Raw genomic sequence first — 14,381 nt, forward strand, 5'->3', positions numbered from 1 at the left:
ATGCCTCATAAAAGTGATGTTCAAGTGGTATTGATTAGTGGCGGTACATCCGGTATCGGATTTGCTACGGCCAAGCTTTTACTGCAAGAGGGCTGGTGCGTGGTTATCAACGGTCGCGACGAACAAGCAGGACAAAAGGCGAAGATGAAATTACGTCGTTATTCGTCAAAGGTTCACTATATTAAGGGTGATGTATCTGTCGTAAGCGAATGTCAACGCATCGTAAATGAAACTGTAGATTTCTATGGTGGTATTTCGGCTCTAGTAACGGCGGCAGGGTATTATGAAGAAGAATTGTTGTCAGATGTGTCTGAGGCAGCTTTTGATGAAATGTTTGGAACGAATGTGAAAGGTACAGTATTTTTGTGCCAAGCAGCATTACCCTATTTACGTAAAACAAAGGGCAGTATCGTAACTGTATCTAGTGATGCGGGACTGCAAGGCAATGTAGCTTGCTCTGTATATGGTGCATCAAAAGGGGCTATCGTAAGTTTTACAAAATCTTTATCTCTTGAAATGGCACCACATGGGGTGCGCGTAAATTGTGTATGCCCTGGTGATGTAGATACTTCTCTTGTAGATAAACAGATTGCTCAATCCCATCAGGATGCAGTGCAAGCAAAGGAGGAAATGGGACAGCATTATCCATTAGGCCGTATCGCAAAGCCTCATGAAATTGGTGAAGTTATTGCATTTTTGATCAGTTCCAAGGCTTCTTTTGTAACGGGTGCAGCTTGGACTATTGATGGTGGTCTTACAAGTTGGTAATGCATTGATGTTTATCTATTACTAATAGTCATAATACACCCATTTATACAGGTAAAAATATATATTATTCATTTCAATTCTACATTGAGAATGGTATAATAATACTAATGAATAAAACATACATTCACAAGTGGAATCCGGAGAAAAAGGAGAACGATTATGGCAGAATATAATGGCGTTACAATTGAACCGCTTAGCGATGGTGGTCAAGATTTAAATTATCAAGTTGAACAGTTTATTTTCTGGGGCGCTGGTCGTGCTGCTGTGTTAGCTTTATCCCCTAAATTTAGCAATGTTGCTTTATGCACAAATGCAACATACATGGTGACTCGCATTGCACATTTGTATGATGTAGAATTACAAACAGGTGCTGTTGTAGGTTTAGTAGGTGGTTTGAGCACAGCTATTGCTACAGCTGCAATTTCCATATTAGTTCCTATGAAAGCAGTTCGCGTACCTGTAGCTGTTGGTTTAACATATGCTATCGGTAAAGTAGCACATATTTGGATTGAAGATGGTATGCCATCCGATATTGAACGCTACAAACCAATGATCGCTGAATTCTATGAAAACGGTAAAGCTATTGCTGGTGAAATTGCTCGCGATGCAGCTGCAAGCATTCCTTTCACTCAATGTCAACGCGACGTATGGGCTGGTATTGCCAATGAAACAGGTCTTGCTAAAGAACAATTAGAGCAAGTATATGCTGACAAAGTGGCACCTGCTATCGAAAAATGGAACACAGAAACAAAATACCAACTTCATGACCATGCAGCAGAAGCAGTTGCTAAAGTTACTGATGCAGCGAAAGAAAAAATCGATGTAGCAAAAGAAACTTTGGATACAGCAAAAGAATTGGCTAAAGGTGGCGTAGAAGTAGCAAAAGCAACAACTCAAGTAGCTGTTGAAAACGCAAAAACTACGGCAGCTCAAGCTGTTGAAACTGCAAAAGATACCGCTTTCCAAGCTGTTGAAACTGTTAAAGAAACAACAAAATCCACAATTAACGGTTTCCGTAAATAATTGGAAGGATTGTTATGAATCCATTAAAAATTATCAAATATGGCAAGTATTTTAGTGAATCACGCTTTTTAGCGTTTGCAACACGATATGGTAAAAAACTTGCCTTTGTACAAAGAGCAGTGGTGTTATTCTTGTGCTTACGCGATCAAGATACACCGAAATATGTAAAGGCTATTTTAGCCGGCGCCTTAGGGTATCTCATCCTACCAATTGATGTCATTCCCGACACGATTGCGGGCCTTGGCTGGGTGGATGATGTAGCTATTCTTGGCATTGCTTTCAAAGTGGCCAATCGCTATATCAAAACAACCCATGAAGAACAAGCGAAAAAGTTATTCCCTTTTGGCCGTTAACAAGTACATAGAAAAGGCAGTTTAATCATTTTTATTGGTTGGACTGCCTTTGTTTATTTGACACCCTTTGTTAATAGATATACAATTAAATTTATATTGTAATAAGAAGGATGAATAAATGTATACAGCGACAATTAACGTCCGTTTTTATGAAACCGATATGATGGGGATTGCCCACCACAGTAATCATTTTCGGTGGTTTGAAATGGCTCGTATTGAATTTCTTCGTCACATCGGCGTAACCCTATGGGACATGATGGACGAGGACATAGTATTTCCAATCATGAATGTATCGTGTAACTATAAGGAACCAGCTCGGTTTGATGATACGATTAATATAGAAACGTATTTAGTCAAAATGACTCGAGCTCAAATGGTATTCAAATACCGTATGCGACGCGCCAGTGATGGTGCTCTATTGGCAACGGGGGAGACCAAGAACGCATTTATGTCTAAATCGTCTGGAAAAATCATACGATTAGAGGATAAATTTTATCAACCTATTGTAAATGCTGTTGAGGAGATGCCTCATGACTAATATAGATACACAACGACTGCCCATCGGTGTCTTTGACTCCGGTGTAGGAGGTCTATCCGTTTTGAAGATCCTTCAAGAACAATTTCCCAATGAAGACTTCATCTATATAGGAGATAATGCTAATAACCCCGTTGGCAATCGACCGACTGAGGAAATTACAGAAATCGCATGTCGTATAGCAGAAACACTGCATCAACTTCCGGTGAAACTGATGGTTATTGCTTGTAATACCTTTACTGTAGTAGCCCTTGATGAGGTTCGTAGCCGTGTAACTGTGCCGGTTATCGGCGTGTCGCAAGGTGTTAAGACGGCTATTCGTGAAAGCAATAGTAATACCATCGGTATTATGGCGACGGTTGCCACCGTGAATAGTCATATTCATAAGCATGTGGCCATGGAAATTGACCATGAAGTATTTGTGTGGGAACAACCATGTCCAGAACTAGCAGGTTTAATTGAACAAGGCCATTTACAGGATGATGCTGTGCGTGAGGCGGCTAAAGACTATTTAGCACCTATGCTAGAACGCGATATTGATGTTGTTGTATTGGGGTGTACTCATTTCCCATTCGTTAGATCAGTGCTCCAAGAATTATCGGGCGATAGCATCCGCTATATCGACCCTGCTTATGAGACAAGTGATCTTGTTAAACGAACGATGGATAGTAATAATTTGCATAATCCGTCTACGAAGCAAGGTCATAGTACCTTGTATTTTACAAAGGATATCGTTCTCGGTGCTGATTTAGGGGCCCAATTCTTAGATACGGATAATTTTTCTGTGGAATTGATTACACTATAAAGGAGAATTCTCATGTGGTTTTATAACATATTGAATGTGATAGTTGCCATTGCAGTTATCATAGCTGTTTTGTATTTATTGTTCCGTTTATTCGTATTCAAACAAGGTAATGAACGTGTTATTTTGTTAGCGAAACGAAAAACAAACTTTCAGTTGGCAGACATGAACATGAGCTCTATGACATTGTTCTGCGATGTACCATTTGTAAATAAAGGTCGCCAACTTGGCACCATTATGGATTTGTTCCCTCGTACATTGTTACCAGAAGAACATTTTGACGCAGTGAAGGTAGATGCTTGGGCGATGGATATCGACCGTCCGCGTCACGATGGGTATTTTGAAGCCATTATTATTAAACCTCGCAAAGGTGGCACGGTTCGTATTTACGTTACATTGACTGGCAAAAATGGCAATATCCGTGAAGATATTAAGGGATTCCCTTACATGGATATCGATATTTACTACCAAATCGTAGGTCGTACGGACTATCATATTGATAAACAACGTATTCGTTTAACTGCTGAAGAAGTACAAGCAGCATTAGTTCACTAAGGAGGCATAACAATGGCAGAATTAGAATTAGTATGTGTTCCCACACGTATTCTTACAGATAATGATGACATCGTTGATGCTATCGTTGAATTTGGTGGTCATAACATTGGACCAGAAGACATCGTATGTGTAGCAGAATCCGTTGTTGCGATTACACAAGGTCGCTTTACACGTCCAGAAGAACTCGATGTATGTTGGCAAGCACGCATGATTAACCGCTTTATTCATCCGGATGGATCTATGGCATCCATTTATGGTATGCAATCTGCAATGAACCTAGATGGTAAATGGAAGGTGTTAGGTGCATTCTTCTTAGGCGCTATAGCTAAAGCGTTCCGTAAACCTGGTGTGTTCTATGCAATTGCTCGTGCTGCATCCTTAACCGATGATGTAACTGGCACAATGCCTCCGTTCGATAAACATATCGTATTTGGTCCTAAAGATCCAGATAAGGTAGCTGAAAAAATCGTTCAACGTACTGGTTGCTACGGCGCTGTTGTGGCGGACGTGAATGATTTGAAACGCTCTGCAATTCTCGGTACAAGCCGCGGCATTGATGCAAATAAGATTGCTCAATTGTTGATTGATAATCCGTTTGGTAATGATAGCCAAATGACACCAATCGTTATCATTAAAAACTATGCTTCCGTTTCGGCAGCGAAATAAGAAATTCTCGATGTTTCCGGTGCAGAAACTGGTAAGTCTAGATATGTAGCAACAAGAGACTGTTCCGGCGGTCTCTTTTGTTGTATATGAGATAATAAACGTTATGAGCACGCTATATATTGTGAAAGTCTAGTCCCATGCTTACAATGTGAAAGCATAGTTAGGAGGATAGTATGTTATTAGGCATAGATGTAGGTGGTACCTTTACAGATGCCGTTATCATAGACGGTGCAAACATCGTTTCTTGGGCAAAGAGACGTACCACAAAAGATAATCTCATGAACGGTATTACAGAGGCCTTAGGTGCTGTATTAGTCGATATAGACTCGGCGCAGATTGAACAGGTTACATTATCTACTACAGTTGTTACGAATACGATTGTAGAACATAAGGAACAACCGGTAGACCTCTATGTTGTAGCGGGACCAGGCCGAAATGTGGACGATATATTTCCCGTAAGGCCCGTGTATCTAAAGGGCTATACAGATCATAGAGGGATTGTAGTAGAATCGACGAAATGTGAGGCTATTAATCATATTGCTCATACGGTGCAATCTCGGAGTGGCACCAATTTAGCGGCCGTATCTGCTAAATTTGGCGTTCGAAACCCTAAGGAAGAACTAGATGTTACAAATGCTCTGAGTGCTATGTATGACACTATTTCGACAGGTAGCTCTCTAAGTGGCAATCTTAATTTCCCTCGACGCACAATTAGTGCCTATTTTAATAGTGCTGTAACGGATGTATTTAATCGCTTCAGACAAGCTGTGCGTGATGCATTGGTTGCACATAATATTACAGCCCCAGTGTATATATTAAAGGCTGATGGTGGTTCATTGCCTATCGATACGATTGCTTCGGTTCCTGTAGAAACCGTATTTACAGGTCCTGCTGCGACAGTACTAGGCCTAGAAGCATTGCGTAGCGCTACATTAGGGCATACAGTGGCCCTAGATATAGGTGGTACTACAACAGATATATCCTTATGGAAACAAGGGAAGCCCCTTATGACAAAAGAGGGGGTATCCATTCGTAATTATCCAAGTGCGGTGCGTTCCTTTGCAGTGACATCCGTCGGTATTGGTGGCGAATCAGTGGTGCGTTATAATAACGGAAATCTTACAGTAGGTCCAGAACGTGTAGGTCCATCTGTTGCACTTGGTGGCATAGAACCAACATTAGGAGATGCCCTTATTGTTCTTGGAAAAGCCCAGTATGGTGACGGACAAAAGGCCTATGATGGGATTGCTCAAATTGATAGTACTATAGATGCTACTACTATGGCTCAAAGTATCGTAAATGTAGCGGTACAGGTGATTCAAGAGGGGATTGATACGGTAGTAGCGAACGAAAATAAACGACCTATTTATGTAGTGGCTGATATTGTGCATCCAGATCCATTTGTGCCAGCACAGCTTGTCATCGTTGGCGGTACAGCCGCAAGTCTAGGTCCTATCATCGGAGACCAATTAGGATTGCCTATTCACATTCCGTCTGATGCGGCGGTGGCAAATGCTATTGGTGCAGGTGTGGCTAATCATACTATGGCCATTACGATTCATGTCGATACAAAACGGCGCACCATGGTGGTTCCTGAATTAGGCATTCAAGATACATCTAGTCATCTACGCTCAGCCCAAGCCGTAGAAGAGGTTGCATATAGTCTATTGCGTGAGGCGGCCAAAGAACAAGGCTTAGTTACTTCAGATGTACTACCTGACATAGAAACTATTAGTGTAGAAGATTTTCCAGTAGTAGATGGATGGCAATCAATGGAACGCATTATAACTGTGAAAGCTCAATTACAAGCGGGGGTGAGTAGTTATGTGGAATCATAAGGACAGTTACCGTGTACGAAATGGAATCGTGCCGGCAAGTGCAATAGAACATTCTTCATTAGGCCTCGTATTTTTTCCTGCCTTTGATTGGAAAATTTCCGCTACCCATCCAGAAAGGCAAGAACGGTTACTCTATACGCGGGATCAAATCGTAGAAGAAGGGTTACTAGATGTACCCAATATTCGAGAATACAATCCTATCGTAGCAGAGTGGGATGTAATAGAACGTGTTCACGTTGGTGCCCCTGATTTACAATCGTGGGTGACCGATGCGCATCGCGTATCTGCTGGTGGTGCCATTGCTGCAGCTGATGCAGTATTACAAGGTGAAGTAGATAGAGCCTTTGCTCTCGTTAGACCTCCAGGGCATCATGCGATGGCCATGGTACATGGTATTCGAGGATTCTGTACCATCAATATCGAGGCCGTCATGGTCCAACACATACGCAAAACCTATGGTGTGAAACGCGTAGCTATCGTAGATACAGATGTGCATCATGGTGATGGTTCACAAGACGTGTTCTACCATGACCCAGATACATTGTATATAAGCTTTCACCAAGATGGACGGACCTTATATCCGGGCACAGGTTTTATGGATGAATTCGGAGGCCCTCAAGCCATTGGCGCTAATATAGATATTCCATTACCACCGGGCACGGGTGATGAAGGTCTATTAAAGGTGATGCATGAACTTGTATTGCCAATTCTACATGAATTTAAACCGGATATCGTCATTAATTCAGCAGGACAGGACAATCACTTCTCTGATCCATTAGCAAATATGAATGTGACCGCTAAAGGATATGCAGAATTAGTGGATTTATTGCAAGCAGATGTCGCTGTACTTGAAGGTGGCTATTCTGTACAGGAGGCCTTGCCCTATGTAAATACAGGGATAATCTTATCCATGGCTGGCCTAGATTATAGTTGTGTTATTGAACCAAATTATGTAGAGCAACATCAATCGGCTAATGTAACGAAATATATAGATGATCTCATTGTTAAATGGAAACAGCAATGGGCACGTCGTGATGAAATGGCACGAGAGGCTCTTGTTGGTCATACAGATAGATGGGTACATGATTATTCTGTCTATTATGATGAGTCCGGCGTACAAGAACAACGACGTGAAACGGTACGTCTCTATGAGGATAAGATAGGATGGCACAGCATAGAGTCCTATGGTAACTATGGTCCGTATGCAAAACAGAGTGTGTACGCCATGTTTATTCCTTGGCAAGCTGATGATGCGACGAGAGAAGAGGCTTTCACAGAAGCCCGAAAGGCACAACAGCGAGGTGGGCTGCAACGCTATGTTGTGGTAGATCCATTAGGTAGTGGACAAATAGAACTAAAAGGGAAATGATGTCGTCATATATCGAATATAATCGTCATTTCGTGCTATAATAGAATAAATAATAAGACGCCCCTTTGTATAAGGGGCGTTACTAATGTAGTAATTCGGCTATATACATCGTGCTAAAGAATATATAATATGGTTACAAGGGAGGCATTGTGATGCGCAGCGATAATAGAACAGCTGGTCAATTGAGACCAATTAAGATAACGAGACATTTTACGGAATATGCAGAAGGTTCTGTACTTATTGAATGTGGTAAAACAAAGGTTATTTGTACAGCTACTATCGAGGAAAATGTACCGCGCTGGCTAAAAGGTTCCGGTCAAGGCTGGGTGACTGCAGAATATTCCTTATTGCCACGTTCTACAAAAACACGGGTAAGCCGTGAGGCCGCTCGAGGTAAACAAACGGGCCGTACCGTTGAAATTCAACGCTTAATCGGTCGAGCATTGCGTGCCGTTGTTGATTTAAAAGCTCTTGGTGAACGGTCGATTACTGTAGATTGTGATGTTATCCAAGCAGATGGTGGTACGCGTACGGCATCGATTACAGGCGCTTTCGTGGCGCTTGTTGATGCAATCGACTATACTTTTGGTGGTTTTGGTAAATTCCCAATTACTGATTTTTGTGCCGCTATTTCTGTCGGTATTGGCCCTGATGGTCCGATTACGGATTTATGCTACGAAGAGGATAGCGCTGCCGTTGTGGATATGAATGTGGTACGCACTGGTGCAGGTAATCTCATCGAGGTACAAGGTACAGGTGAACATGGCACATTTAGCCGCGACGAACTCAATGCACTATTAGACCTTGCAGAAGCTGCAACCGATGAATTGATGGCAAACCAACGAGACGTATTAGGCTCTGTAGCGGATAAAATCGGTAAGGTGTATCCTGATGCACCAGCTATGGCGTCTGAAGGAGATAAGTAATATGGAACGAATTGTGCTAGCAACAGGTAACAAGGGAAAAATCCGCGAGTTTGAACGGGCTTTTTCTCACATGAATATTACTTGTGTGCCTGTAAAAGAAGTTGCCACAGTTCCAGAACCTGAGGAAACAGGCACAACCTTTATGGAAAATGCCATTCTCAAAGCTAAATATTATAGCGAAAAAATAGGGTTACCTTGTTTAGCGGATGATTCAGGATTAACTGTTGATGCTCTAGGAGGTGAACCTGGCGTATATTCTGCACGTTATGCTGGTTCGCATGGTGATGATGAAGCAAATAATCAAAAGTTGATTCGAGAACTACAAGGCAAAGCTAACCGGACGGCTCATTATGTGTGTGCACTAGCACTAGTCTATCCAGATGGCTCTAGTTTAACCTCAGAAGCCTCTTGCGATGGTGAAATTCAAGATACGCCAATCGGTACAAATGGTTTTGGTTATGATCCATATTTTTATGTACCTCAATTTGGAAAAACGATGGCGGAACTCGATATCGATACGAAGGAATCCATTAGCCATCGCGGTAAAGCATTACAACAATTGGTAGCGAAGGTGAATGGATGAAACGGATAGGTATTATTAGTGACACCCATGGATACCTTGAAGATATCGACCTTGTGTTAGCGGCAACGGCTGAACAAGATATCGATATGTGGCTTCATGCAGGAGATTTGGGCGATGATGCACGGTATATGCAGGAACATACAGATGTACCAGTATATGCTGTTCGCGGCAATAATGACCGCGTGCAGCCGCTCGAGCCTAGGGAACAGTTGATTCCTTTAGAGGATACCTATATTTACATGACTCACGGTCATGATGTATCCTATTATAATCAATCGGGGGACCTCATCCACCTTGGACGAGCGATGGGGGCTCACCTTATTGTGGCAGGGCATACACATCGTCATGATGCGGTGCGAGTGGGTAAAATTCTTTTTGTAAATCCCGGCAGCCTATCGTTACCTCGTGATAAATCGGGTGGTTCCTTTGCCGTAGTTACGTATGATGAAGGACAATTTGGTGTAGAATTTATATATAAACAAGAAATTATTTAGTATAATGGTGAAAGAAGGAAAGATAACTTTCACAAATAATAGTAAGTCTATGCATGGAAAGGGTTATGGCATATCATGGATACACCAGTTAAAGCAAAGCCTAAAATGAAATTATATGGTTTTAATAATCTCACAAAGACGTTGAGTTTTAATATTTATGATATTTGTTATACTCGTACAGAGGAAGAGAAAAAACAATATATTCAATATATTGATGAAGTATACAATGCAGAGCGTTTAACATCCATTTTGACGGAGGTTAGCCATATCATTGGCGCTAATATTTTGAACGTGGCGAAGCAAGACTATGATCCACAAGGTGCATCCGTTACGATTTTGATTTCCGAAGAAGAAATCGAGAAAGAAGATGTGGTAATGCACTTGGATAAATCCCATTTGACTGTTCATACCTATCCTGAAAGTCATCCGCACAAAGGGGTGAGTACATTCCGTGCAGATATTGAAGTATCTACATGTGGTCAAATTTCTCCGCTTAATGCGCTTAATTATTTGATTAAGAGCTTTGATTCAGATATTCTCACTTTGGATTATCATGTTCGTGGCTTTACGCGTGATGTATCAGGGAAGAAAATTTATATCGATCACCGCATCAATTCGATTCAAAACTATATCAATTCAAAAACTCGTAATTTGTACAATATGATTGATGTTAACGTATACCAAGAGAATATTTTCCATACGAAGATGATGCTTAAAGAATTTGACTTAGATAACTATCTATTTGGTATTACTGAATCCGAATTGAGCGCTCGTGAAATCAAGGAAATCAAGCATCAATTAAAACAAGAAATGACAGAAATTTTCTATGGACGTAACTTGCCATCTGTGAAAGCGTAATCAATTCTAAAATTTTCGAAAAACTATATCGAAAAATATTGTAATGTTTGTATAGATTCTGTATAATGAAGATGTAAGGGGTATTAATAATTAGTACCAAGTACGAAAAATATAATGTGTGCGTTGTGATTCAAAAGGAGAATTATTATGGACGTACGTGAATTAGCAGTACAAAAAAAACGTGAATTAAAAGGCTTCCTCACAGTAGGAACTAAATATGAATTGAAAGATGCTCATGACTTGTCCGTTGCCTACACACCAGGTGTAGCAGAGCCATGCTTGCGCATTAAAGATAACGAAGCAGAATCCTTCGAATTAACTTGTCGTTCCAACATGGTTGCTGTTGTATCCGACGGTACTCGTGTACTTGGCCTTGGTGATATTGGCGCTGCTGCTGCATTGCCTGTAATGGAAGGTAAATCCTTGTTGTTCAAAAAATTTGGCGATGTAGACTGCATTCCATTAGTTGTAGACACAAAAGACGCTGATACTTTGATCAACACTGTAAAATTATTGCAAAAAAACTTTGCTGGTATCAACTTGGAAGACATTTCCTCTCCTAAATGCTACGAAATCGAAAATCGTTTAAAAGAAGAATTGGAAATTCCTGTATTCCATGATGACCAACATGGTACAGCTATTGCATGTTTGGCTGGTGTAAAAGGTGCTCTTCGTTTAGTTAAAAAAGATTTAGCTACTGCTAAAATCGTTGTAAACGGTGCTGGTGCTGCTGGTGCAAATATTGCTCGTTTGTTATACCTTGCAGGCGCTCGAGATATCACTGTATTGGTATCCTCTGGCGTATTGCACAAAGATTACAAACGTCTTGATTCTTTACAAGCTGAATTGATTGACTTGCTTGGTCTTGAAGAAAAACATGGCAACTTGGCTGAAAATGCTAAAGGTGCTGATATTCTTCTTGGTGTATCCGCGGCAGGTGCTTTCACAAAAGAAATCTTGGAAAATTTGGCTGATGATGCAATCGTATTTGCAATGGCTAACCCTAATCCAGAAGCAACATACGCTGATATGAAAGCTGCTGGTATTCGCATCGCTGGTACTGGTCGTTCTGATGCTCCTAACCAAATCAATAACGTAGCGGTATTCCCAGGCGTATTCCGCGGTGCTATCGATGTTCGTGCATCCCAAATCACTGACGAAATGAAATTGGCTGCTGCTGAGGCATTGGCTCACTTGATTCCAGATGACGAATTGAATGAAGAAAACGTAATGCCATCCGTATTCGATCCACGTGTAGCTCCAGCTGTTGCAAAAGCAGTTGCTGAAGTTGCTGTAAAACAAGGTATCGCAAGAAACCCTCAAGTAGTTGAAGATGGTCATTACGAAGGCTAATTTTAACTAAACGAAATATGATTTTGAACATGCATCCTGCGGGGTGCATGTTTTTTATATAGATGTTGCATTTGTGCGCACAAAATTATAAAATGTAAGCACAATAATAACAATAGGAGATATTATATGGATTATAGAGGAATTATAGAATCAAAACTAGAACAAAATAATGGTATACTTTCAAGTCGCGATATTAAAGCTCTTAATATTCCTTCCATATACCTAACTAGAATGGTAAATGAGGGGATACTTAATCGTGTAAGTCGGGGTATTTATTTAAGCACAAAAGGCGATTATGATGAATACTATCTCTTTCAAAAACAATATAGAGTGCCTATTTTTTCATATGCATCAGCCCTGTATTTACATCAATTCACTGATGATATTTATCCGGTACTAGAGATAACTGTGTATCGAGGGTATAATGTTCATAGAATTAACAATGTGAATCTCGTACATTATGTTACGAAAGATATATATGATTTAGGTCTCACTGAGTGTAAAACGGTATATGGTAATATTGTCAAAGCGTATGATTTAGAACGGACCTTATGTGATTTCATTAAAAATAGAAATAAGATTGATACTGAATTATTTTCTAAAACTTTACATAGGTATATGCGTTATAAAAATCGAAATCTAAATCGTTTATACGATTACGCTAAGAAAATGAAGATATATGATAAGGTTAAAAGTATTTTGGAGGTTATCTATGAATAAGGATAAACTGAAAGCTTTATGTCATAAATTATCGAAAGAGTCTGGACTGCCTTTTAATATGATACAAACACATTATTTTTTAGAGCGGATACTAGAGCAAATATCATTTAGTAGTGAATGTGAAAATTTTATATTTAAAGGTGGTTTTTTACTATCAAATGTTATTGGTATACGGCAACGGAGTACATTAGATATTGATTTTGTTATTCGACAATTTCCACTGACAGAAGAAGTATTATTAATGAAATTCCAGTCTATACTATTGAACTCATCATCGGATATTAAATATTCAATACAACGAATAGAACCAATTCGTGAATCTGATGAGTATGGAGGCTATAGACTAACAATACTTTGTCAATTAGAAAATATTAGACAAGTTATTCCTTTAGATATAGCTACAGGTGATCCGATTACACCAGAAGCTATAAGATATTCCTATAAGAGCATTTTTGATGAAAGTGAATTTAATATTTGTGCATATAATGTAGAAACTATGTTAGCAGAGAAACTACAGACCATATGTGAGCGGGGTGTATTTAATAGTCGATGTAAAGACTTTTACGACGTATTTATGATTTATAGTACATTAAATGACATTATAGATTATAAGTTGTTACATGCTGCCTGTGTAAAAACATTTGCATATAGGAATACTTCATTTAATAAGGAAACATTTGAGGATGTTCTTATGATGTTAAGAAATGATGATGATTTACATTCATCGTGGCTAAGATATCAAAAACGTTCACCTTACGCTGTAGAAATTACTTTTGATAAAACATTAGATGTATTTGAACAGATTATTGAATGTATGGGATTATAAAAGAAATTTTTTTAAAGAGGGAAAGAGGGGGTGATATTATGTGCTTTTGATTTAGAAATTATGAAAATAATTTTGGGAATAGGTAATCCTAAATTTTTAATGAAGTTATAAAAAAATACTTGTCAGAATAGTGGTCCGATGATATAATAATTTTCGTTGCAGAGAGGTACTCACAACTGAGTAAAACTCAGCAAAAGTAGTGGTTGACATCAACTACCGGGTTTGCTATAATTAGCAAGTAATTAATGACGGGGCATAGCGCAGTTTGGTAGCGCACCTGGCTTGGGACCAGGGGGTCGCAGGTTCGAATCCTGCTGCTCCGACCATTTTTTATTTTGCGGGTGTAGCTCAATGGTAGAGCCCCAGCCTTCCAAGCTGGTCGCGAGGGTTCGATTCCCTTCACCCGCTCCATTTTTTTTTGCCTTTTTTAGGGTGAACGAAAAATGACGTCATTAGTTGACGATACATGTCACATAATTTATACTATAATAGATAATTACATATAAAGGTAATCCACATGGTTCAGTAGCTCAGTTGGATAGAGCAACGGCCTTCTAAGCCGTGGGTCGGGGGTTCGAATCCCTCCTGGATCACCAAAGAAAAAAGCGGATAGTTCGTAATGATATGTACCCCCTTTACTGGACAACCAGTAAAGGGGGTATTTTCATGAGATATAGTTATGAATTTAAAAAGAAAGCAATTGAATTATTTA

At 39.9% G+C, this 14,381-nt stretch carries 16 protein-coding genes and 3 tRNA genes; all 19 read left to right on the forward strand.

Annotated features, from left to right (window positions below; genetic code table 11):
• The 19 genes from VEI_RS01945 to VEI_RS02035 all read left to right on the forward strand — a co-directional run bounded on the left by VEI_RS01945 (position 1) and on the right by VEI_RS02035 (position 14,265).
• A complete protein-coding gene (locus VEI_RS01945; protein ID WP_059361611.1) occupies positions 1–768 on the forward strand; it encodes an SDR family NAD(P)-dependent oxidoreductase in 768 nt (255 codons plus the stop codon).
• A gap of 159 nt (positions 769–927) precedes the next feature.
• Positions 928–1,791, forward strand: a complete 864-nt coding sequence (locus VEI_RS01950; protein ID WP_059361612.1) for a hypothetical protein — start codon at positions 928–930, stop codon at positions 1,789–1,791.
• A 14-nt stretch (positions 1,792–1,805) separates the two neighbouring features.
• Positions 1,806–2,144 carry a YkvA family protein gene (locus tag VEI_RS01955; protein WP_059361613.1) on the forward strand — a complete coding sequence of 113 codons (339 nt, stop codon included), beginning with the start codon at positions 1,806–1,808 and terminating at the stop codon, positions 2,142–2,144.
• A 118-nt stretch (positions 2,145–2,262) separates the two neighbouring features.
• On the forward strand, positions 2,263–2,682 hold the full coding sequence (locus tag VEI_RS01960; RefSeq protein WP_059361614.1) for an acyl-CoA thioesterase: 420 nt from the start codon (positions 2,263–2,265) through the stop codon (positions 2,680–2,682).
• Entirely contained in the window at positions 2,675–3,484 is an 810-nt protein-coding gene (murI, locus tag VEI_RS01965) for a glutamate racemase (RefSeq protein ID WP_059361615.1), read from the forward strand. Before VEI_RS01960 ends, murI begins: the two co-directional genes overlap by 8 nt.
• 12 nt (positions 3,485–3,496) lie before the next feature.
• Positions 3,497–4,036 (forward strand): hypothetical protein, encoded by a 540-nt coding sequence (locus VEI_RS01970; protein WP_059361616.1) that lies wholly within the window; start codon positions 3,497–3,499, stop codon positions 4,034–4,036.
• Between the two features lie 12 nt (positions 4,037–4,048).
• Positions 4,049–4,702: a coenzyme F420-0:L-glutamate ligase gene (locus tag VEI_RS01975; RefSeq protein WP_059361617.1), complete on the forward strand. Its 654-nt coding sequence runs from the start codon at positions 4,049–4,051 to the stop codon at positions 4,700–4,702.
• A 173-nt stretch (positions 4,703–4,875) separates the two neighbouring features.
• Positions 4,876–6,540: a hydantoinase/oxoprolinase family protein gene (locus VEI_RS01980; protein ID WP_059361618.1), complete on the forward strand. Its 1,665-nt coding sequence runs from the start codon at positions 4,876–4,878 to the stop codon at positions 6,538–6,540.
• On the forward strand, positions 6,527–7,909 hold the full coding sequence (locus VEI_RS01985; RefSeq protein ID WP_059361619.1) for a histone deacetylase family protein: 1,383 nt from the start codon (positions 6,527–6,529) through the stop codon (positions 7,907–7,909). The genes VEI_RS01980 and VEI_RS01985 overlap by 14 nt, the downstream gene beginning before the upstream one ends.
• A 152-nt stretch (positions 7,910–8,061) precedes the next feature.
• Positions 8,062–8,835 carry a ribonuclease PH gene (rph, locus tag VEI_RS01990; protein ID WP_082161445.1) on the forward strand — a complete coding sequence of 258 codons (774 nt, stop codon included), beginning with the start codon at positions 8,062–8,064 and terminating at the stop codon, positions 8,833–8,835.
• 1 nt (position 8,836) lies between these two features.
• Complete coding sequence (locus VEI_RS01995; protein ID WP_059361621.1) at positions 8,837–9,418, forward strand: XTP/dITP diphosphatase; 582 nt, start codon at positions 8,837–8,839, stop codon at positions 9,416–9,418.
• Positions 9,415–9,912, forward strand: a complete 498-nt coding sequence (locus tag VEI_RS02000; protein ID WP_059361622.1) for a metallophosphoesterase family protein — start codon at positions 9,415–9,417, stop codon at positions 9,910–9,912. Before VEI_RS01995 ends, VEI_RS02000 begins: the two co-directional genes overlap by 4 nt.
• A 75-nt stretch (positions 9,913–9,987) precedes the next feature.
• Complete coding sequence (speD, locus tag VEI_RS02005) at positions 9,988–10,770, forward strand: adenosylmethionine decarboxylase (protein ID WP_059361623.1); 783 nt, start codon at positions 9,988–9,990, stop codon at positions 10,768–10,770.
• A gap of 147 nt (positions 10,771–10,917) precedes the next feature.
• Positions 10,918–12,123, forward strand: a complete 1,206-nt coding sequence (locus VEI_RS02010; protein WP_059361624.1) for an NAD(P)-dependent malic enzyme — start codon at positions 10,918–10,920, stop codon at positions 12,121–12,123.
• Between the two features lie 126 nt (positions 12,124–12,249).
• Positions 12,250–12,843: a type IV toxin-antitoxin system AbiEi family antitoxin domain-containing protein gene (locus tag VEI_RS02015; RefSeq protein ID WP_059361625.1), complete on the forward strand. Its 594-nt coding sequence runs from the start codon at positions 12,250–12,252 to the stop codon at positions 12,841–12,843.
• Positions 12,836–13,669: a nucleotidyl transferase AbiEii/AbiGii toxin family protein gene (locus tag VEI_RS02020; RefSeq protein ID WP_059361626.1), complete on the forward strand. Its 834-nt coding sequence runs from the start codon at positions 12,836–12,838 to the stop codon at positions 13,667–13,669. Before VEI_RS02015 ends, VEI_RS02020 begins: the two co-directional genes overlap by 8 nt.
• Positions 13,670–13,918: 249 nt before the next feature.
• Positions 13,919–13,995 (forward strand) — tRNA-Pro (locus VEI_RS02025).
• A gap of 11 nt (positions 13,996–14,006) precedes the next feature.
• Positions 14,007–14,080: transfer RNA gene (locus VEI_RS02030), tRNA-Gly, on the forward strand.
• Positions 14,081–14,188: 108 nt separating this feature from the next.
• A tRNA-Arg gene (locus VEI_RS02035) sits at positions 14,189–14,265 on the forward strand.
• Positions 14,266–14,381 lie beyond the last annotated feature (116 nt).

Origin of the sequence: Veillonella tobetsuensis (assembly GCF_001078375.1) — a bacterium.
Taxonomy (GTDB): Bacteria; Bacillota; Negativicutes; order Veillonellales; family Veillonellaceae; genus Veillonella; species Veillonella tobetsuensis.